Raw genomic sequence first — 18,370 nt, forward strand, 5'->3', positions numbered from 1 at the left:
TGGTGCTCAGGGCTTTCCGGTTGTGGCGCTGTCGAGCGCGGGGCGTGGATGGGCAACGCCGTGGCGCTGCGGCGCCTGCGAGCCGAACAGCCCCGCCGTGGCAGCGGCATAGCGGCGCGGATCGAAGCGCAGCATCAGCGGCAGCAGCACCACGACCACGGCGGCCAGGTAGGCCCACGCCATCGTGAAACCGCCGGTGTGCTCGCGCACCCAGCCGGTAACGAAGGGCGCAAGCGCCGCGATCATGAAGCCCACGCCCTGCATGAAGGCAGCGAGCGCGCCGGCCTGCGCGGGGTCGGGCAGGTGGTCGAGCGCCAGCACCATGCACAGCGAAAAAGCACCGCCCAGGCCGAAGCCCAGCACCACCGCGATGGCGACGGCCGGCACGGGCGCGTCGAAGGTCAGCGCGCAAAAGCCCGCCAGCTGCGCGACAAGCGTGAGCACCAGCCAGGGCCGCAGGTCGCGCCCCCGGCTGCGCGCGATGGCGGGCATGGCGAGCGCGGCAACCACCTGCGCGGCCGTCATCAGCGCGAGCACCGAACCGCCCTGCTGTGCGGTCCAGCCCTGCTGCGCGTAGAAGTGCGGCAACCATGCGACGAGGCTCGTGTAGCCGCCGTTGATGAGGCCGAAGCACGCAGCCAGAAGCCATGCGCGGCGGCTTGCGAAGCAGCGCAGCCACGAGAGGTTCTGGCGCGGCGCATCGGCGACGGTGAATTCCATGCGCCGCATGTTCAGCCAATACAGCAGCGCGAAGGTCGCGAGCAGGGCCCATATCGCAAGGCCCGCGTGCCAGTCGGGCCGCGCGCCGCCGATTGCATGCGCCACCCACGGGCTGGCGATGGCACCGAGCCCGCCGCCGCCCATGATGGCGGCGGAGTACAGCCCCGTCATCACGCCGATGCGCGCCGGATAGGCCTGCTTCACCACGCCGGGCATCAGCGCCTGCACCAGCCCGACACCTGCGCCCGCGAGCGCCGCACTCCACAGCAGCGCAGCCGCGCCGCCCGCCACATAGCGGCTCGCGCAAGCGAAGGCGATGGTCCCGAGCCCGAGCGCGACACCGCCGCGCGCGCCGATGCGCTGGCCGACCGACGCGCCGCACAGCGACGTTGCCCCCATCGCGAACATCGGCAGCACCGTGAGCAGCGCCACCGCATGAAAGCCGATGCCGGTCGCCAGGCGTATGGGTTCGAGCAGCGGGCTGCTCGAGGTGAGAAAGGCGCGCAGGTTGAGCGCCACCAGCACGATCACTACCGCGAAGGCGACGCCTCCGTCACGACTTCGCACCGCCCTCACAAGGCAGCCACGTCGGCCAGCAGCGTGCCGTTGCGCGCCACGATGCGGCCGCCCGCCACCACCAGCTTGCGCACGGGCCGCGAGACCACGGCCTGCGCAACCGTCTGCGCATCGACCAGCACCAGGTCGGCGCGGTTGCCGGGCACCAGGCCATACGCCTCGAAGCCGCAGCCGCGCGCGCCGGAGTGCGTGACGGTGTCGAGCGCGACTTCGATCTCGTCGTCGCGGCGCAGGTTGTAGCGCAGGCCGATGATCATGGCGCGCTCCAGCATGTCGGGGTTGCCGTAGGGCGACCAGGTGTCGCGGATGCCGTCGTTGCCGCCGACCACGGTCACGCCGGCCTGCCGGCAGGCCATGAGCGGCGGCACGGTGCGCGAGGGCGGCGCGCTGGTGACCAGCACCACGCCCAGCTTCGCCATGCGCGCGAGCAGCGCGTCGCGCTCGCGTTCGGTCACGTCGCCAAGGCAGAAGCCGTGGCTGATGGCCACCTTGCCCTGCATGCCCAGCGCCTCGGTGCGCTGCAGGATCAGGTCGAGCGAGAAGGCGCCCATCGCGCCGGGCTCGTGCAGGTGGATGTCGACGGGGCGCTGGTGCTTGTGGGCAATGCCGAACAGCACGTCGAGCGACTTCACCGGATCGCCGTCGATGGCGCAGGGGTCGAGGCCGCCGAGCACGTCGGCGCCCATCGCCAATGACTGGTCGAGCAGTTCGGCCGTGCCCGCCCGGCCCAGCAGGCCCGACTGCGGAAAGGCGACGACCTGAATCTGCTGCACGTCGCGCAGCGCCTCGCGCGTGCGCAGGGTGCCTTCTAGATGGCGCAGGCCGGCCTGCGTGTCGACGTCGACATGCGTGCGCAGCCGCGTGGTGCCGAGCGCGAGAAAGGCCTTGGCCAGCACCATCGACTGCGCCGCGGCGTCGTGCCCGCTCGCGTGGCGGAAGGCGCGCTCGTTCTCGATCTTGTCGGTGAGGTTGGTGCCGACCTCGTTGCGGTACCAGTCCATGCCCCACATGGTCTTGTCGAGGTGGGTGTGGCCTTCGACGAGGCCGGGCAGCAGCAAGGCGCCGCCGCCCTCTTCGACGGCAATGCCGGCGGGCGCGGCCAGCGCGGCGCCGGCACCGGCACCGGCAATGCGCCCTTCCTGCACCAACACGTCGACCGGGGAAGCGCCCATGGGGCGCACATTGCGAATCAGCAGCGAAGACATGGCGACGGGTTCCTTGAAAGTCATCAGGCGGGCTGCGGCGCGGCGCCGCGCGGCAGGATGCGCGGCGTGAACAGCGCCACCAGCACGAACAACAGCGCATTCGTAGCCAGCGCCACGAGGCCGGTGTTGAGCGACTTGAACACGACCGGCGCCGCGGGGAACAGCGTACCCAGGTTCGAGCCCGTGGTCATCATGAAGCCCAGCACCGCGCCGCCCGCCAGGATGCCCGCGAAGGCCGCGTGCTTGTTGCCGAAGGGCTTCTTCATGAGGCTGAACAGCAGCGAGGGCAGCAACTGCGTGAGCAGGCTCGAGGCGAAGATGGCCACCGCCACGATGGTGGTGCCGCCGCGCAGCACGAAGTACACCGCCACCAGCGCAAACACCGGCAGCACGCCGCGCGCCACGCGCGACACCTGCTTGTCGGTGGCATGGGGGGCGAAGCCTTCCTTGTAGACGTTCTTGCCGATCACGGTGGAGGCCGTGAGCAAAATCATCGAGCCCGGCACCAGCGCGGTGAGCACGCCCGTGCCGCCGATGACGCCGACGAACCACGGGTCGAAGGTGTGCTTCACCAGGCCGAACAGCGCCAGGTCGACCTCCGAGCCCTTGAGCCCCGGCACCTGCAGGATGGCCGCGAAGCCGACCAGGAACAGGAAGGCGATGACCACCTGGTACAGCGGCATCAGGATGGTGTTGCGCCGCACCGCGCTGGCGCTCTTGGCCGCGTACACCGAGGTGAGGTTGAACGGGTACAGGTAGTAGCCCAGCGCCGTCAGCAGGATGGTCGAGTTGTACCAGGTGAGGTTCAGGCCATCCTTGGGAAACTCGAAGAAGGTGGGGTTGGCCGCGTGGATGGCGGTGAACATGGGCGTGACGCCGCCGTAGTAGTGCCACGGCAGGTAGATGCCGAGGAACACCGCCAGCGCGAGGATCAGCACGTCTTTCACGATGGCGATGCTGGCCGAGCCGTGGATGCCCGAGAACAGGATGTAGCTCACCATCACCACCGTGCCGATCCAGATCGCCACCTGCGGCGCGATGGAGCCGTACGAGGCCTCCGACACGATGATGCCCAGACCGCGCAGCTGGATGGTCAGCAGCGCCACCATGCCCATGAGCGCGACGATGGACACCAGCACGCCGAGCGGGCGGCTGTCGTACTTGTGCGCGAAGAAGTCGGAGAACGACACCAGCTTGTGCGTGGTGGCGTAGCGCCACACGGCGGGCAGCATCCAGAAGGCCATGAGGTAGGCCAGCCCGCCGTAGGCCAGGATGTAGAAGGCCGGCGTGCCCTTGCTGTAAGACCAGCCGCTCGCGCCCAGGAAGGTGAAGGTGGAGAACGACTCGCCCGCCATCAGCAGGAACACCATGATGGCGCCCAGCCCGCGCCCGCCGAGCGCCCATTGCTCCAGGCTCATGGTGCGCCCGCGCCGCGCGAGCACCGCCAGGCCCAGCGCACCGACCACGAAGAGCGCGATGACTGCCAGCGCGGCGTTCATTGCGTGCCTCCCGCCGCGGGGGCGTCGATGTCGCCTTCGGCGCGGTCGATGACCACCATGATCAGCGAGGTCAGCACCAGCCAGCTGACGTTCCACACCATCAGGAAGGGCATGCCGAGCACGAAGGTGGGCGCGACGGACGACAGCCATCCGCCGCTGAAGAAGGCGAGCACCGGCAGCGCTGCCAGCCATTTGACGGATTTCATCGGGAGCCTCGAATCATGGTTTGGTTGGGAATGTTGATTATTTTTGGTCAACCATACATATTTATTTTGGTTAACCAAACGGAGCGAATGGTAGGGAGCCGGGCCGGCCGAGTCAATCCGGGGGCTTTCCCGTAGGCGCGGGCCGCAGGCAATAATCCGGTTGCCCATGCCTGCCGCCACCCGCCGAACCCCAGCGCCCTCCCCCGCCCCGGAACCCATCGACGCCGAAGACGCGAACGTGGACGAGCGCGTCTACGCCGCCGTTTCCAAGGCCCTGCTCAGCGGCAAGCTGCGCCCCGGCACCCCCCTGCGCGAGCGCGCGCTGGCCGAAGCCCTGGGCTGCACGCGCGGCGCGGTGCGCAAGGTGCTGGCGCGGCTGGGCTCCGAAAAGCGGCTGGTGCTGGAGCACAACCGGGGCGCCTTCGTGCCCAACCCCTCGATCGACGACATGCGCGGCATCTACCGCGCGCGCCGCATCGTGGAGGCGGGGCTGATCACCACGCTGTTCGGCAACCTCGAGCGCGAGCAGGTGGCCGCCCTGCGCAAGCACGTGCAGGCGGAGCAGAAGGCGTTCAAGGAAGGCCGGCGCGAAGACTCGATACGGCTGGCCGGCGACTTCCACCTGCTGCTGGCGCAGATGGCGGGCAGCGACGAGCTGCTCTCATACATACAGCGGCTGATTTCGAACACCGAGCTGTACAAGGCGCTCTACGACTCCGCCGAGGCCGCGAGCTGCGCGCCACGGGAGCACGAGCAGATCATCGAGGCACTGACCACCGGCAAGTCGCTCGACAAGGCGCTGGCCGTGGCGATGGAGCATCTCGACGAGCTGGAGCAGCGCGTGATTGCCGGCGCGGCGGCCGAGCAGGAAGTGGACCTTGCGACGCTGCTGAACGGCGGCGGCAACAACAGCGGCAACGGCAAGCCGCACGACCACCCGCACTGAGAAAGACATCCACGCTTCGCCCGCGGGCGAAGTGCCGGTGCGCCGCCGCCGGGATGATCGGCGCACCATGCAAGCATCGACGCCCTCTTCCGCTGCCCAGCCCCCGGTCAACCCCGCCTTCGAATGGGCGCTGCTCGCGGTGCTCGCCACCTGCTGGGGCGCCTCGTACACCTTCATCAAGGTCGGCGTGGCGACGATCCCGCCGGTCACGCTGATCGCGGCGCGCACGCTGGTTGCCGGAGCGCTGCTGCTCGCGGTGCTGCGCATGCGCGGCGTGAGGCTGCCGAAGGAGCCGGCGATGTGGGGCCGCTTCGCGGTGCAGGCCTGCCTGAACAGCGTGCTGCCGTTCACGCTGATTGCCTGGGCCGAGCGCAGCGTGGACGCGGGCCTGGCGACCATCCTCAACTCGACCTCGCCGATATTCATCTTCCTGCTGGGGCTGGGCCTGGGCAGTGCGGGCAAACCCACGCTGCAGCGCTTCTTCGGCGTGGGTGCCGGGCTGGCGGGCATCTGCCTGATCGTCGGCCTGGAGGCGCTGAACGGGCTCGGGCATTCGCTGCTCGCGCAACTGACGCTGGTGGTGGCGGCCGTGTGCTACGGCTGCGCTGCGATGTTCGGCCGCGTGTTCGCCGGGCTGGACCCGATGGTGCCGGCAGCCGGCTCGCTGCTGAGCGGCGCGGCGATGCTGCTGCCCGCGAGCCTCGCCATCGACCGGCCGTGGACGCTGGAGCCTTCGGGCGCATCGATGGCGGCGGTGCTCGCGCTGGCGGTGCTGTCGACGGCGCTGGCCTTCACCATCTACTTCCGGCTCATCAGGACGCTGGGGCCGATGTCTACCTCTGCTCAGGCTTACCTGCGCGTGCCCATCGGCGTGGCGATCGGCGTGCTCTTTCTCGGCGAGACGCTCTCGCCCACGGCATGGATCGGGCTGGGTTGCGTGGTGGCCGGCGTGATCGCGATGACGATGCCAGAGGCAAAACTTTTGCGCCGCGGCCTGCATTTTTTACGCGGCTTTTAGACGCCCGCTCCTACGCTGCCGGCTCCTCCATAAGTTGGCTTTTTTAGCAATGAAACATCTGATCCGCATCGCCCTGCCGGTGCTCGTTCTTCCCACCCTGGCCGCCCTGCCGATGCTTGCGAGTGCGCAGCTCTCGGGCAACGTGGCGTTCACCACCGACTACAAGTTCCGTGGGCAGGACCAGGACATGCTGGGCAAGAACGACTACGCCAAGACCAAGGCTTTCAAGCCGGCAATACAAGGCGGCTTCGACTACGCCTTCGGCGACAGCGGCTTCTATGTGGGCAACTGGAATTCGAGCGTCAACTGGCTCAAGGGCAACAGCATCGAGAGCGACATCTACGGCGGCTACAAGTTCAAGGCCGGCGTGTTCGACATGGACGTGGGCGCGCTCACGTACATCTACCCGGGCAATTCTTCGGGCAACACGACGGAGATCTACGGCAGCGCGGGCTACACCGACGAGACCATCGGCTCGTTCACGCTGAAGTATTCGCACACGGTGTCGAAGGACTACTTCGGTTATGCGGGCAACAAGGCCGGCTCGGGCCTGAAGGGCACGAACACGGGTTATCTGAACCTGGCCTACAGCAAGGAGATTGTTCCGAAGGTCACGTTGAAGGCGGCGGTGGGCTACACCAACATGTCGAGCGACATCCGAAGCCTGGGCTACAAGAGCTATGTGGACTACAACGTGGGCGCGAGCTATGACTTCGGCAACGGGTTGTCGCTGGCAGGCTCTGTGCAGGGAGCCAACAAGCAGAGCTCTTATCTTGCGGTGAGCAATCCGGGTGTCGACTTGGGCTTTGGTGCGTTCGGCAGGCAGACCTACTCGCCCAACAAGGCGCGCTTTATCGTTACTCTGACCAAGACGCTTTAGGCAGTTTTGTTCGGGGCGTGTGCACAGGCCACCGGGTACTCCCCTCCGCGAATGTCCCCCGGGGCTTCGCCCCTCCTCCTTTATTTCGCTGCGGGGAGCACCCGGCGCCCTGTGCACGATGAGCGCGGCTCCGATGCCGGCTGATCAACAGGCGCTCTGAACGCTCACGACGGCGGGGTGCCTTGCGCAGCGAAATAAAGGAGGAGGCCGAAGGCCGGGGGACATTCGCGGAGCAAGGTACCCCGTCGGCGTGAGCGCGCCCCGAAACAGCAGCGTTCAATCGATGCTGATATTCGCCGCCTTCGCAACTTCAGCCCACTTCACGCGATTCGCGTGCACAGTCTTCCTGAACTGCGCTGGCGTCTCGATGCGCACCGTGTTGCCCTGGCTCTCGAAGCGCTCGCGAATCTCCGGCGTCTCCAGCACCGCCTTCACAGCAGCGTTGAGCTTGTCGACGATCTGCGGGTCGGTGCCCTTGGGCGCGAAGATGCCGAACCAGATCGAGCTGTCGAAACCGTTCGTGCCCGGCAGGCCGCTCGATGCGATTGTGGGCACCTCCTTCACCGCCGGCACCGCCGTGGCGGTGGTCACGCCCAGCAGCCGCACCTTGCCGGCCTTGTAGTGCGGCAGCACCGTCTGCACCTGATTCATGATGCAGCAGGTCTCCCCGCGCACCACCGACGTGATCGCCTCCGGCCCGCCCTTGTACGGTACGTGCACCATGTTCAGCCCCAGGCGCGAGTTGAACTCGGCAAAGGCCATGTGCGTGCCTGCGCCGTTGCCTGTAGACGCATAGTTGTACTTGCCCGGATTGGCCTTGACCAGTTCGACAAACTCCTTCAAGGTCCTGACGTTGATCACGTCAGGATTGATGGTGAGCACGTTCGACACGTCGAGCACCGGCGCCACCGGAATGAAGTCGGCCTCCACGTCGAAGGGCAGCTTCTTGTAGAGCGCGGCGTTGCTGCCGTGCGTGGCCGCGGTGCCGAAGGCAAGCGTGTAGCCATCGGGCCTGGAGTGGGCCACGTAGTCGCTGGCGATGTTGCCTGCGGCGCCCGACTTGTAGTCGATGATGACGGGGCGGCCGAGTTGCTTTGCCAGCGGCTCCTGGATGGTGCGGGCGACCACGTCGACGCCCGAGCCGGCCGGGAAGCCCATGATCAATGTGACGGGTTGTTGCGGCCAGTCCGACTGGGCCAGGGCCGTGGCGGAAAAGAGCGTGGCGGCGGCAGCCACCAGAAGCGAACGACGCGAAAAGGGAGAATGGGCCATGACTGTCTTTCTTCGAGGCAAGCGGTGCAGGCGCGAATTGTGGCGCGGCACTCATGCCCGAATCCACATGAGCTTATGCGCGACATACGCGCACAGCACCTGCTCCCGATAATCCCCCCATGGTCCGTTCCACCCAACAAATTCACCCCGCACGCGAGCCCGCGCCCGTGCGCGCGGCAGCCACAGTGCTGCTGCTGCGCGACACCGCCGCCGGCATCGAAGTGCTGATGACGCGCCGCTCGGCCACCGCCAGCTTCGCACCCGGCGCCTATGTGTTCCCCGGCGGCCACATCGACGCGGCCGACGAAGCCGCCAAGCGCATCGCCACCCGCCGCCCGACGCAGAGCCGGGTGCAGCGCACACAGGCCATCGCAGCCATTCGCGAGGCATTCGAAGAGCTTGGCATCCTGCTCGCGCACCATGCCGACGGCCGCCCCGTGAGCGCCGCGGACATCGCCGCCATGGACCGCGCCGACACGGCCGGCACTGCCTTCGCCGACCAGTGCGCCGCGCGCGCCCTGGTGCTCGACTCCGACAAAGTGTTCACCTTCGCGCACTGGATCACCGACCGCGACCTGCCCAAGCGCTTCGACGTGCCGTTCCTGGTGGCGCGCATGCCCGAGGGCCAGACGCCCACGGCCGACGAGAGCGAGCAGTTCGAGCCCTGCTGGGTGCGCCCGGTCGATGCGCTCGCGCGCCACGCGGCGGGCAGCTTCTTCATGATCTTCCCGACCGTGCGCACGCTGCAGCGCATGGCGGCCTATGCCAGCGTCGACGCGGTGCTCGCGGCCTGCGCGCCGGGCGATGCCGGCGAGGCCCCGCTGTGGACCAGCTGCCCGCGCGCCGGCCTGCTCAAGGGCGAGGACGCGCGCTACATGGAACACGAGTCGCCCTTCGGCGAACTCGCGCTGGTGTGCCCCGACGGCCAGATCGCGCATGCGCTCGACTGGCAGAGCGAGCACCCGGTTGCGCTGCTGAAGAACGTGATGCGCCTCACCGCACCCAACCCGAGCGCCATGACCGGCCCCGGCACCAACAGCTACATCGTGGGCGACGCCGCCACCGGCTACATCGTCATCGACCCGGGCCCGAACGACTTCGACCACATCGGCCGCCTGTGGCGCGCCACGCATGGCGACATCCGCATGATCGTCTGCACGCATTCGCATGCCGACCATTCGCCCGGTGCCGCGCCGCTGCAGGCGCTGTGCAAGGAAACGAGGCCGCCGATCCTCGGGCTGGCCTCGCGGCCGACCGCGCGTGCCACGGCGCGCTTCACGCCCGAACGCGAACTGGACGACGGCGAACGCCTCGAGCTCTCGGGCACATCGCCCGAAGGCACCGCCCTAACGCACACGCTGCGCGTGATCCACACGCCCGGCCATGCGGCCAACCACCTGTGCCTGCTGCTCGAGGAAGACGGCCTGCTGTTCTCCGGCGACCACATCCTGAACGGCAGCACGACGGTGGTCGATCCGCCCGACGGCGACATGACGGCCTACCTCGATTCGCTCGACAAGCTCGACGCGGCCTGCGAGGCCGGCGGCGTCGAATTCATCCTGCCGGCGCACGGCTACGTGATCGGCTTCGCGCGCACCGCCATCTCGATGCTGAAGGCGCACCGCATGAAGCGCGAGGCCAAGATCGCCGCCGCCATGCAGAAGCTGCCCGACGGCACGCCCGAGCAATGGCTCCCCATCGCCTACGACGACGTGCCCGAACGCATGTGGCCGGTGGCGGCACGCTCCCTGGCCGCGCATGTGGCGCGCATCCAGCAACTGACTGCGGCCCGATGAACAGAAGCACCCCTGAAAAAGACGACGGCGAAGGCATCCGCCTGGCCAAGCGCGTGGCGGCGATGGCCGGCGTGTCGCGCCGCGAAGCCGAGCTGCTGATAGAGAACGGCGCCGTGCGCGTGGACGGCGTGCAGCAGATGCTGCCGCAGTCGCGCGTGCTGCCGCGGCAGCAGGTCGAGATCGCGGCCGGCGCCAGGCCGCAGCCCATCCTTCCCGTCACGCTGCTGCTCTACAAGCCCGCCGGCATGCCCACCGACAAGGCACACAGCCTGCTGGTGGCCGCGAACCACCACGAGCCCGAGCGCGCCGGGCAGCGTTTTCTGCCGGCCCATGCGAAGGGGCAGCAATGCATGACGCCGCTCGAGACCGGCGCCAGCGGGCTGGTCGCGTACACGCAGGAGTTCCGCATCGAACGCAAGCTGCACGAAGACGCCGGCATCCTCGAGCACGAGGTGATGGTCGACGTGGCCGGCCCGGTGGCTCCCGAGGTGCTGGCGCGGCTGGAGCGCTCGCCCGCGCGGGTGAGCATCGGCCGCCAGAGCGACGAACAGACCGGCCTGCGCTTCGCGCTCAAGGGAGCGCAGCCGGGGCAGATTGCCCACATCTGCGACAACGTGGGCCTGCGAATCCTGGCGATGCGGCGCATCCGCATCGGCCGCGTGCCGCTGGCGGGGCTGCAACCCGGCCAGTGGCGCTACCTGGCACCCCAGGAACGCTTCTGAACGACGACAAAAACCACAACCACGAGACAAAGACGATCGAACGGAAGAGGACGACCCCCGACGATGCACCGCATGTTCGCGGCCTGCAATTTTCAGCCTGCGGCCTCAAAGCGCCGCCGACAGGAGACTCAGCCATGAAGTTCGGATCACCGAGCGCCGCCCTTGCCCTCACCTTGCCGCTGGCACTGGTGACGGGCTGCGGTTACTTCTCACCCGCTCCGCCGCCGGCACCGGCGGCCCCGCCACCGCCACCCGTGATCTCGAAGGACGGCCTCGCCCCCATCACCGGGGAACAGGTCGAGCGCATCCGCGAGGCCATCGGCGGCAAGGCGCCGAGCCCCGCGGTGGGCAAGGTGGTGCGCAGCGCGTCGCCGACCATCGAGTCCTTCGTGCGGACCGAGGGCTGCATCACCGCGCACAACGGCGCGGTGCTCAACCCCTTTGCCGCGCCGGGCCGCCTGTTCGATGGCAACGGCTTCCAGGGCGGCCCGATGACGGAGATGCAGTTCCACGACAAGACCTCCTGCGTGACGGTCAAGCGCATCCAGAACTGGAAGATGGTCTCGCCGAAGCTGCTGCGCTTCGAGGTGGTCTACGTGGGCGACGACGGCGAGGAACACACCGTGAAGCGGCACGAGCTGATGCGCCAGCCCAAGGGCGGCTGGCTCTTCACGCGCTGAGCGTCGCGGCGGCGGCGGTCATTGCTTCGTGGTGGCGGTGTCGGTTTCCCAGCCGCCGCCCAGGGCCATGAACAGCACCACCTGGTCGTCCGAGAGCTGCGCCTCGCTGGCCGCGAGCGCGGCTTCGCTGGCGGCCAGCGAGCGCTCGGCGTCGAGCGAATCGAGGTAGCCGGTGCGGCCGTTCTGGTAGAGCTGGCGCGCCTGCGCGGCGACCTTCGCGCTTTCGTCGCGCGAGGCCTGCAGGGCGGCGCGGCGGTCGAGTTCGCGGGCGTAGGTGGCCAGCGCGGTCTCGGTCTCGCGCAGTGCGGTGAGCACGGTGCCGTCGAACTTGGCGAGCGCGGCGCGGGTGCCGGCCTCGGCCTGTGCGATGTGCGACTGCACGACGCCGGTGTTGGGCACCGTCCACGAGATCAGCGGGCCCAGGCTCCAGGCGAAGGTGTCCTTTCGGCCGAAGCCGTCGGCATGGCCGACGGAGGAGCCCGAGAGCCCCAGCGTGATCTTCGGATAGAGGTCGGCCGTGGCCACGCCGATGCGCGCGGTCGATGCGGCAAGGCTGCGCTCGGCCTGGCGGATGTCGGGGCGTCGGCGCAGCAGCGCGGCGCCGTCGCCCACCGGCAGCACGCCGGCCACGCGCGGCGGCACGGTGCAGTCGGCCACCTCGCGCGGAAAGTCTTGCGGCAGCGCGCCGGTGAGCGTGGCAAGGCGGTAGAGCGCGCCCTGGCGCTCGGCCTTCAGCGGCGGCAGCGCGGCGTTCAGCTGCTGCAGTTGCGCACGCGCGCGGCCCGCGTCGATGGCGCCGGCACGGCCCGCGCGCTGCAGGCGATCGGTGACGTTCACCGCGTCCTGCTGCAGCGACACCGACTTCTGCGCGATCTGCAGGCGCAGGCCGGTCGAGCAGGCTTCGGAATAGGCGCGCGCGGTGCCGGCAGCGACGTTCACGCGCACCAGGTCGAGCGCGGCCTCGGCCGCCTGCGTGCTGGCCTGCGAAGCCTCGATGGCGCGGCGGATCTGGCCGAACAGATCGAGCTGGTAGGACAGCGAAGCACCCGCGCTGTAGTTGAAGGTGTTCGGCGGCTCGTAGCCCTTCTGCAGCAGCGACAGGCCCGACACGTGGCCGTAAGAAGGCCCGCCGTTCACGCCGATGCTGGGGTACTTGGCGCCGGCCACTTCGTCTTCGATGGCGCGTTCGCGCTCGAGGTTGGCCACGGCCTGGCGCAGGTCGGTGTTGTGCGCGAGCGCCTGTTCGACGAGCTTGTCGAGCAGCGGGTCGTGGTACAGCCGCCACCAGTGCGGCGGCAGCGGCGCGGCGTCGGCCGGCGCTTCGGCGAAGGGCTTGCCGGCGGCGCTCTGGCTGGCCAGCGCCTCGGGCGGCTGGTGGTAGTCGGGGCCGACCGCCGCGCAGGCCGCGAGCCCGGCGGCAACGGCCAGCGATGCGAGGCGGAATGCGAAGCTGGTCATGTCGTTCATCCCTTCTGCTGCGGCACGGTGGCCGATGCGGCTGCGTTGCGCGCCGGCTTGTTCTCCAGCACCTGCACCGTGACGGTCTGGCCCGCGACGAGGCGCGCGCCCTGCGGCAGCGGATCGAGCTTGATGCGCACCGGAATGCGCTGCGCGAGCCGCACCCAGTTGAAGGTCGGGTTCACGCTGGGCAGCAGGTTGGCGCTGGTGGAGCGGTCGTGGTCGGCAATGCCGGCGGCCACGCTGTCGACCGCGCCTTCGAGCACCGCGCCGCCGCCCATGGGCGTGACGCGCACGCGGTCGCCGAGGTGAATGCGCGGCAGCTTGGTTTCCTCGAAATAGCCTTCGACGTAGAACGACTGCGCATCGACCAGCGCGAGCACCGGGCGGCCCGCCGCGGCGTAGCTGCCCTGGCGCAGGTCGAGGTTGGTGACGAGGCCGCCGGTGGGCGCGCGCACTTCGGCACGCTGCAGGTTGAGGCGGGCCGAATCGAGCGCCACCTCGGCCTGCGCGACGGCCGCCTGCATCTGCTCGACACGCGAGCGGGTCTGCTCGCGCGACTCCTTCGAGATCAGGTCGTCGAGGCCAACGTTGCGCGCGTTCTCGCGCTGCACCTGCGCGCTCATGGCGCGCTGCGCGGCAAGCGCGGCCTGCGCCTGGCGCACGGCGAGGTCGTAGCGCGCGCGGTCCACCTCGAACAGCAGCGTGCCGGCGGCCACCGACTGGTTGTCGCGGATCGGCACGGAGGTGACGAGGCCTGACACGTCGGGCGCGATCTGCACGACGTTGGCGCGCACGCGGCCGTCGCGCGTCCACGGCGCAAGCTCGTAGTGGTCCCACAGTCGCAGGCCGGCCCAGACGGCGGCGGCCACCACGAGCACGGTGAAGAGAACGCGCCCCAGGCGCGGGGCCCAGGGGTTGTCGGAAGAAGAACGGGCGGCTTTCATTGGAATCTCGTTATTTATTGGAAGTAGGAGGAGACGCGGCTCAGCGCGTAGAGCAGCAGCAGGTACAGCGCCATGTCGAACAGCGCCGGGTGCCACACCCAGCGGTAGGCGCCGGTGGCGGCCAGCAGGCGGCGCACCGCCCACAGCGCCAGCAGCGCGCCAAGGGCCAGCACCATGATCCAGGGCAGGTACAGGCCGTAGAAACTTGCTTCGCCGATCATGCGGAAGCTCCTTGAATGGGTGCGCCGGCCAGCACGGGCGGCGCGTCGGGGAACAGGTTGCGGCGCAGGCCGACCAGCGCGGTGACTGCCGAGCGCGAAGCGGCGGGCGCACCCGAAGCCGGCGCATCGAGTACCGCGTTGAGCGCTTCGTCAATCTGCGGCAGCAACTCGGCCGGACGCGGGTTCATGCGGCCTTCGCCGCACTGGCGGAAGAAGCGTGCGATGCCGCCCAGCAGCGCGGCCGAGGTGCTCATCGGCAGTTGCGTGCGCACGCGCTGCAGCACGGCGATGTCGGCGCCCATGCGCAGGTCGCGCAGCGCGTCGTTCGCGGCCACGCCTTCGACGGTGCCGCCAGCCTGCGCGATGCGCGGCGCCAGCATGCCGATGCGGTCGAGCATGCGTACGGCATAGGCGTCGCTCTGCGCGTACTGCGGCTGCGAAGACGCGGCCATGTCGCCCAGTTCGCGCCAGGTGGCGCGCTGGATGCGCCGCGCGCTCCAGTCGGCGCCCACCGAGCGCACCAGCCGGGTGACGCGCGCCGCGACCACCACGCCGACGATCTGGCCGATCATGCTGTTGATGAAGCTCACGAGGTCGGAGCTCGCGGTGTCGTGCAGCGCGAGCGTGCCGCACACGCCGAAGATCAGCGCCATCGCGGCCATGAAATGCGTGGGGCGCGGCAGGTACAGGCCCAGCAGCAGGAAGAGCGGCGCGCAGATCAGCACCAGCATGCCGAAATCCTGCACCAGGGGCATGAGCACCAGCACGTAGAGCGCCGAGATCGGAACGGACCACAGCGTCCATTTCAGGAAGCCGTGGATCGCCGGCACCGGGTCGTCCATGGTGGCGAAGAAGCAGCAGAAGACGGCGGCCATCATGGTCGCGGCCGAGCCCATGGGCCAGCCGGTGAGGATCCAGAACGCGCCGCACAGGCAGATGGCGATGACGGCGGCCAGCGCCGACAGCAGTGCCATGCCGTAGTCGCGGTGCAGCACGCGGCTGCCGAGCGCGGCGGTGCGGCGCAGCGGCGCGGCGCCCTTCAGGCCATCGTCGATGTCCTGGCGCAGTTGCGCGCAGGCGGTCCAGCCGTCGACGAGTTCTTCGAGCCGCCCCGCGAGGCCGATGCGCAGCGCGCGGCCCCACGAAGTCTGTTGCTGCGCGTTCGCGGGCGTGGCGCTCAGCGTGTCGATGGCGCGGCGCAGGGCCTGCAGGCGCCCGGTGCGGGTTGCCGCATCGCCGCCGGTGGGCTCGGCCTCTTCGCGCAGCCACTGGGCGGCCTGCGCGAGCACGGCGGTCACATCGGGGGCGAGCCGGCCTTCGGCCTGCACCAGCGCCTGCAGGCGGTCTTCGACGGCGGACAGCGCGGGCGTGAGCGCGGCGACGCGGTCCTGCATCGCGCGGATGGCGCCGGCCGTCCAGCGCAGGTGCGTGGTGTCGAAGGGCACGTGGGTGGAAAGCAGGCGCAGCTGCGTGATGTCCCCGGCGAGGCGGCGGCGGTCGTCGTCCAGGCGCTTGGGATCGCCACCGTTATTGCCATTGCCGCCGCTGCGGGCGGCGGGCTGCAGCAGGTCGCCCAGCCATTTGCGCGCGTCGAGCAGCGTGCGGTCGAGCAGGCCCAGCACGGTCGGCGCAAGCCCCGCGGGCAGCACCAGGCTGTGGATCAGCGTGGCGCAGAAGATGCCCAGGCCGATTTCTTCGACGCGCGACACGGCGGTGTCGAACAGCGCGAGCGGCGTCTGCACGGAAGGAAAGCCGATCAGCGCGGCCGTGTAGCCAGCGAGCATGAACACGTAGGAGCGCGGCGTGCGGTCGAACAGCGAGATGCACAGGCACAGCCCGACCCACAGCGCGAGCACCAGCGTCAGCAGCTCGGGCGCGTTGGACAGCGCGGGCACCAGCAGCACCGTTGCGGTGCTGCCGATGAGCGTGCCGCAGAAGCGGTACACCGCCTTGGAGCGCACCGCGCCGGCCAGCGGATGGGCGACGACGTAGGTGGTCATGAGCGCCCAGAACGGGCGCGGCAGGCCGGCGCGGCTGGCAAGGTACATCGCCAGCATGGCGGCGGCGAAGCTCTTGGCGGAAAAGAGAAGCTCCGCGCGGCTGAAGCGCGGCAGGCTGAACGCGGACATCGACTACCTGCGCCCTTCCTGCGATGGCTGCTGCGGCGGCAGGCTCTGCACGGCGCGAACGCCCATGCGCTCTTCGAGCACCGAGAACACGCGCAGGCAGGCGGCAACGTCTTCGTCGGGCACGCCGTCGAACAGCGACACCCGCATCAGCGACAGCGCCGCCTCGATGGGCTCGCAGACGGCCTTGCCGGCTTCGGTGAGATGGAGGGTCTTGGCGCGGCGGTCGGCCGGGTCTTCGCGTCGCTCGACGAGGCCGGCTTCCACCAGCTGGTCGACCGAGCGCACCAGCGAGGGCCCCTCGATGCCCAGCGCCTCGGCCAGCACGCCCTGGCGCACTTCGCCGTTCATGCGCCCGAGCATCACGATCGGGTAAGCCAGCGTCTGCGACACGCCGACGTGCGCCACCGCCTTGTCGGCCGCGGCACGGTAGCCGCGCTGCAGCACCGCGAGCGACGTGCCGAGGCGCATCAGCGCCTGTTCGCGCGTCGGTTCACGCGTCGGTTGGGGGGTGGTCGGGTTGGTCACGATAGCCGGCTATTAATTAGCATGCTATCGATTGTACGGGTAACTACCAATCCCTGCTGGCGGCAAGGCTTACGCCCGCCCCTGGCCAGGGCCGAGGGCGCAAGAGCGCGAAAAAAGGGGAAAGGAAGAAAAGTGTGAAGCTCGCCGATAAGCCGGATTCTGTGCACCGGAGGCCTCTTGCGAAACCTCCGGCGTGACCGCCATTACTCTGGGCCGTTTGTCACCAAACGGCTCGATGCCACCTACCCGCCAGCTCAGCGGAACCACCTCGATACTGGCCTACTTGGTGTTGCTGCGCGCAGAGATTGCCCGTTTCACCCGAACTCAATCGGCTCGTCTCTGTTGCTCTGATCCTCACCTCACGGTGGAGAGTCGTTAACTCCTGCGCTGTCCTGTGCAGTCCGGACGTTCCTCCAGTGCGGCCTTTCGGCACTTGCACCAGCGGCGGTCTGGCGTGCTTCACGGCTCGATTATCGCCTCTGCCCGGGCGTGCCTTCGGGCTGGTCTCACAATGCGCGCTGTCCGTCCGACAAACGCATCGATCCAAGGAGATTCCCATGAAGGCCCAGAACATCCTCCAGACCATCGGCAACACGCCGCACGTGCGCATCAACCGCCTGTTCGGCAATGCGAAGCAGCAGGTGTGGATCAAGTCCGAGCGCGCCAACCCCGGCGGCTCCATCAAGGACCGCATCGCGCTCGCGATGGTCGAAGACGCCGAGAAGAGCGGCGCGCTCAAGCCCGGCGGCACCATCGTCGAGCCCACATCGGGCAACACCGGCATCGGCCTGGCCATGGTGGCGGCCGTCAAGGGCTACAAGCTGATCCTGGTGATGCCCGACAGCATGTCCATCGAACGCCGCCGCCTGATGCTGGCCTACGGCGCCACCTTCGACCTGACGCCGCGCGCCAACGGCATGAAGGGTTCCATCGCCCGTGCCGAGGAAATCGTGGCCGGCACGCCCGGCGCGTGGATGCCGCAGCAGTTCAACAACCCCGCCAACGTCGACGTGCACGTGCGCACCACGGCCGAGGAAATCGCGGCCGACTTTCCTGACGGCATCGACGTGCTCATCACCGGCGTGGGCACGGGCGGCCACATCACCGGCGTGGCGAAGGTGCTCAAGAAGAAGTGGCCGAAGCTGCAGGTGTTCGCGGTGGAGCCGGTGGCTTCGCCCGTGATCTCCGGCGGCGCCCCGGCACCGCACCCCATCCAGGGCATCGGCGCGGGCTTCATCCCCAAGAACCTGGACACCTCGCTGCTCGACGGCGTGCTGCAGGTCGACGCCGAACCGGCGCGCGAAATGGCCCGCCGCTGCGCGCAAGAGGAAGGCATCCTGGTCGGCATCTCGTCGGGCGCCACGCTCGCGGCCATCGCGCAGAAGCTGCCCTCGCTGGCACCCGATGCGGTGGTGCTGGGCTTCAACTACGACACCGGCGAGCGGTACTTGTCGGTAGAAGGCTTCCTGCCCGCATAACTTGGCTCGCCCCCAGGCTGCGCGCACTTCGTGTCGCTTCGCCACCCCCCTTCCGGGGGCAACACCAGCGGCCCGGCGAAGCCGGTTCCGCG

Annotated in this window: 17 protein-coding genes and 1 other RNA gene; 7 read left to right on the forward strand and 11 right to left on the reverse strand. The window is 69.1% G+C overall.

Going from position 1 to position 18,370, the window contains the following annotated elements; translation table 11 throughout:
- Window positions 1-6: 6 nt before the first annotated feature.
- Genes ACWV14_RS27625 through ACWV14_RS27640 form a run of 4 tightly spaced genes read right to left on the reverse strand, consistent with a single transcriptional unit; the run spans window position 7 to window position 4,206 of the window.
- A complete protein-coding gene (locus tag ACWV14_RS27625) occupies window positions 7-1,287 on the reverse strand; it encodes a cyanate transporter (protein WP_454904715.1) in 1,281 nt (426 codons plus the stop codon).
- A 5-nt stretch (window positions 1,288-1,292) separates the two neighbouring features.
- Complete coding sequence (locus tag ACWV14_RS27630; RefSeq protein ID WP_454904717.1) at window positions 1,293-2,501, reverse strand: amidohydrolase family protein; 1,209 nt, start codon at window positions 2,499-2,501, stop codon at window positions 1,293-1,295.
- 23 nt (window positions 2,502-2,524) lie between these two features.
- Window positions 2,525-4,000, reverse strand: a complete 1,476-nt coding sequence (locus ACWV14_RS27635) for a sodium:solute symporter family protein (protein ID WP_454904719.1) — start codon at window positions 3,998-4,000, stop codon at window positions 2,525-2,527.
- A complete protein-coding gene (locus tag ACWV14_RS27640; protein ID WP_422088306.1) occupies window positions 3,997-4,206 on the reverse strand; it encodes a DUF3311 domain-containing protein in 210 nt (69 codons plus the stop codon). Before ACWV14_RS27640 ends, ACWV14_RS27635 begins: the two co-directional genes overlap by 4 nt.
- Before the next feature lie 166 nt (window positions 4,207-4,372).
- On the opposite strand from ACWV14_RS27640, the gene ACWV14_RS27645 reads away from it, so the two are divergent.
- From ACWV14_RS27645 to ACWV14_RS27655, 3 genes are all read left to right on the forward strand, one after another.
- Window positions 4,373-5,152: a GntR family transcriptional regulator gene (locus ACWV14_RS27645; RefSeq protein WP_454904721.1), complete on the forward strand. Its 780-nt coding sequence runs from the start codon at window positions 4,373-4,375 to the stop codon at window positions 5,150-5,152.
- 67 nt (window positions 5,153-5,219) lie between these two features.
- The gene (locus tag ACWV14_RS27650) at window positions 5,220-6,170 is read left to right on the forward strand and encodes a DMT family transporter (RefSeq protein WP_454904723.1); all 951 of its coding nucleotides are present in this window, start codon (window positions 5,220-5,222) and stop codon (window positions 6,168-6,170) included.
- Window positions 6,171-6,219: 49 nt separating this feature from the next.
- Entirely contained in the window at window positions 6,220-7,050 is an 831-nt protein-coding gene (locus ACWV14_RS27655; RefSeq protein WP_454904725.1) for a TorF family putative porin, read from the forward strand.
- 276 nt (window positions 7,051-7,326) lie between these two features.
- Here ACWV14_RS27655 and ACWV14_RS27660 read toward each other — a convergent pair whose 3' ends face one another.
- Window positions 7,327-8,322, reverse strand: coding sequence for a Bug family tripartite tricarboxylate transporter substrate binding protein (locus ACWV14_RS27660; protein WP_454904727.1), 996 nt, complete (start codon window positions 8,320-8,322; stop codon window positions 7,327-7,329).
- 119 nt (window positions 8,323-8,441) lie between these two features.
- On the opposite strand from ACWV14_RS27660, the gene ACWV14_RS27665 reads away from it, so the two are divergent.
- The 3 genes from ACWV14_RS27665 (at window position 8,442) to ACWV14_RS27675 (ending at window position 11,520) form a co-directional block, all read left to right on the forward strand.
- Window positions 8,442-10,118 (forward strand): MBL fold metallo-hydrolase, encoded by a 1,677-nt coding sequence (locus ACWV14_RS27665; protein ID WP_454904729.1) that lies wholly within the window; start codon window positions 8,442-8,444, stop codon window positions 10,116-10,118.
- The gene (locus tag ACWV14_RS27670) at window positions 10,115-10,840 is read left to right on the forward strand and encodes an RNA pseudouridine synthase (RefSeq protein ID WP_454904731.1); all 726 of its coding nucleotides are present in this window, start codon (window positions 10,115-10,117) and stop codon (window positions 10,838-10,840) included. The genes ACWV14_RS27665 and ACWV14_RS27670 overlap by 4 nt, the downstream gene beginning before the upstream one ends.
- A 134-nt stretch (window positions 10,841-10,974) precedes the next feature.
- Window positions 10,975-11,520 carry a hypothetical protein gene (locus ACWV14_RS27675; RefSeq protein WP_454904733.1) on the forward strand — a complete coding sequence of 182 codons (546 nt, stop codon included), beginning with the start codon at window positions 10,975-10,977 and terminating at the stop codon, window positions 11,518-11,520.
- Window positions 11,521-11,538: 18 nt separating this feature from the next.
- On the opposite strand, the gene ACWV14_RS27680 is transcribed toward ACWV14_RS27675, so the two are convergent.
- The 6 genes from ACWV14_RS27680 to rnpB form a co-directional block, all read right to left on the reverse strand.
- Window positions 11,539-12,978, reverse strand: a complete 1,440-nt coding sequence (locus ACWV14_RS27680) for an efflux transporter outer membrane subunit (RefSeq protein WP_454904735.1) — start codon at window positions 12,976-12,978, stop codon at window positions 11,539-11,541.
- 5 nt (window positions 12,979-12,983) lie between these two features.
- Entirely contained in the window at window positions 12,984-13,925 is a 942-nt protein-coding gene (locus ACWV14_RS27685) for an efflux RND transporter periplasmic adaptor subunit (RefSeq protein WP_454904737.1), read from the reverse strand.
- A 14-nt stretch (window positions 13,926-13,939) separates the two neighbouring features.
- Window positions 13,940-14,146: a DUF1656 domain-containing protein gene (locus ACWV14_RS27690; RefSeq protein WP_237678649.1), complete on the reverse strand. Its 207-nt coding sequence runs from the start codon at window positions 14,144-14,146 to the stop codon at window positions 13,940-13,942.
- Window positions 14,143-16,275, reverse strand: coding sequence for an FUSC family protein (locus ACWV14_RS27695; RefSeq protein ID WP_454904739.1), 2,133 nt, complete (start codon window positions 16,273-16,275; stop codon window positions 14,143-14,145). Before ACWV14_RS27695 ends, ACWV14_RS27690 begins: the two co-directional genes overlap by 4 nt.
- Before the next feature lie 3 nt (window positions 16,276-16,278).
- The gene (locus ACWV14_RS27700) at window positions 16,279-16,743 is read right to left on the reverse strand and encodes a MarR family winged helix-turn-helix transcriptional regulator (RefSeq protein WP_454906095.1); all 465 of its coding nucleotides are present in this window, start codon (window positions 16,741-16,743) and stop codon (window positions 16,279-16,281) included.
- Window positions 16,744-16,932: 189 nt separating this feature from the next.
- Window positions 16,933-17,261, reverse strand: an RNA gene (gene rnpB, locus ACWV14_RS27705) — RNase P RNA component class A.
- 96 nt (window positions 17,262-17,357) lie between these two features.
- On the opposite strand from rnpB, the gene cysK reads away from it, so the two are divergent.
- Window positions 17,358-18,278 (forward strand): cysteine synthase A, encoded by a 921-nt coding sequence (gene cysK / locus ACWV14_RS27710; protein WP_422088318.1) that lies wholly within the window; start codon window positions 17,358-17,360, stop codon window positions 18,276-18,278.
- The last annotated feature ends 92 nt before the right edge of the window (window positions 18,279-18,370 follow it).

This window comes from Variovorax durovernensis, assembly GCF_977011995.1.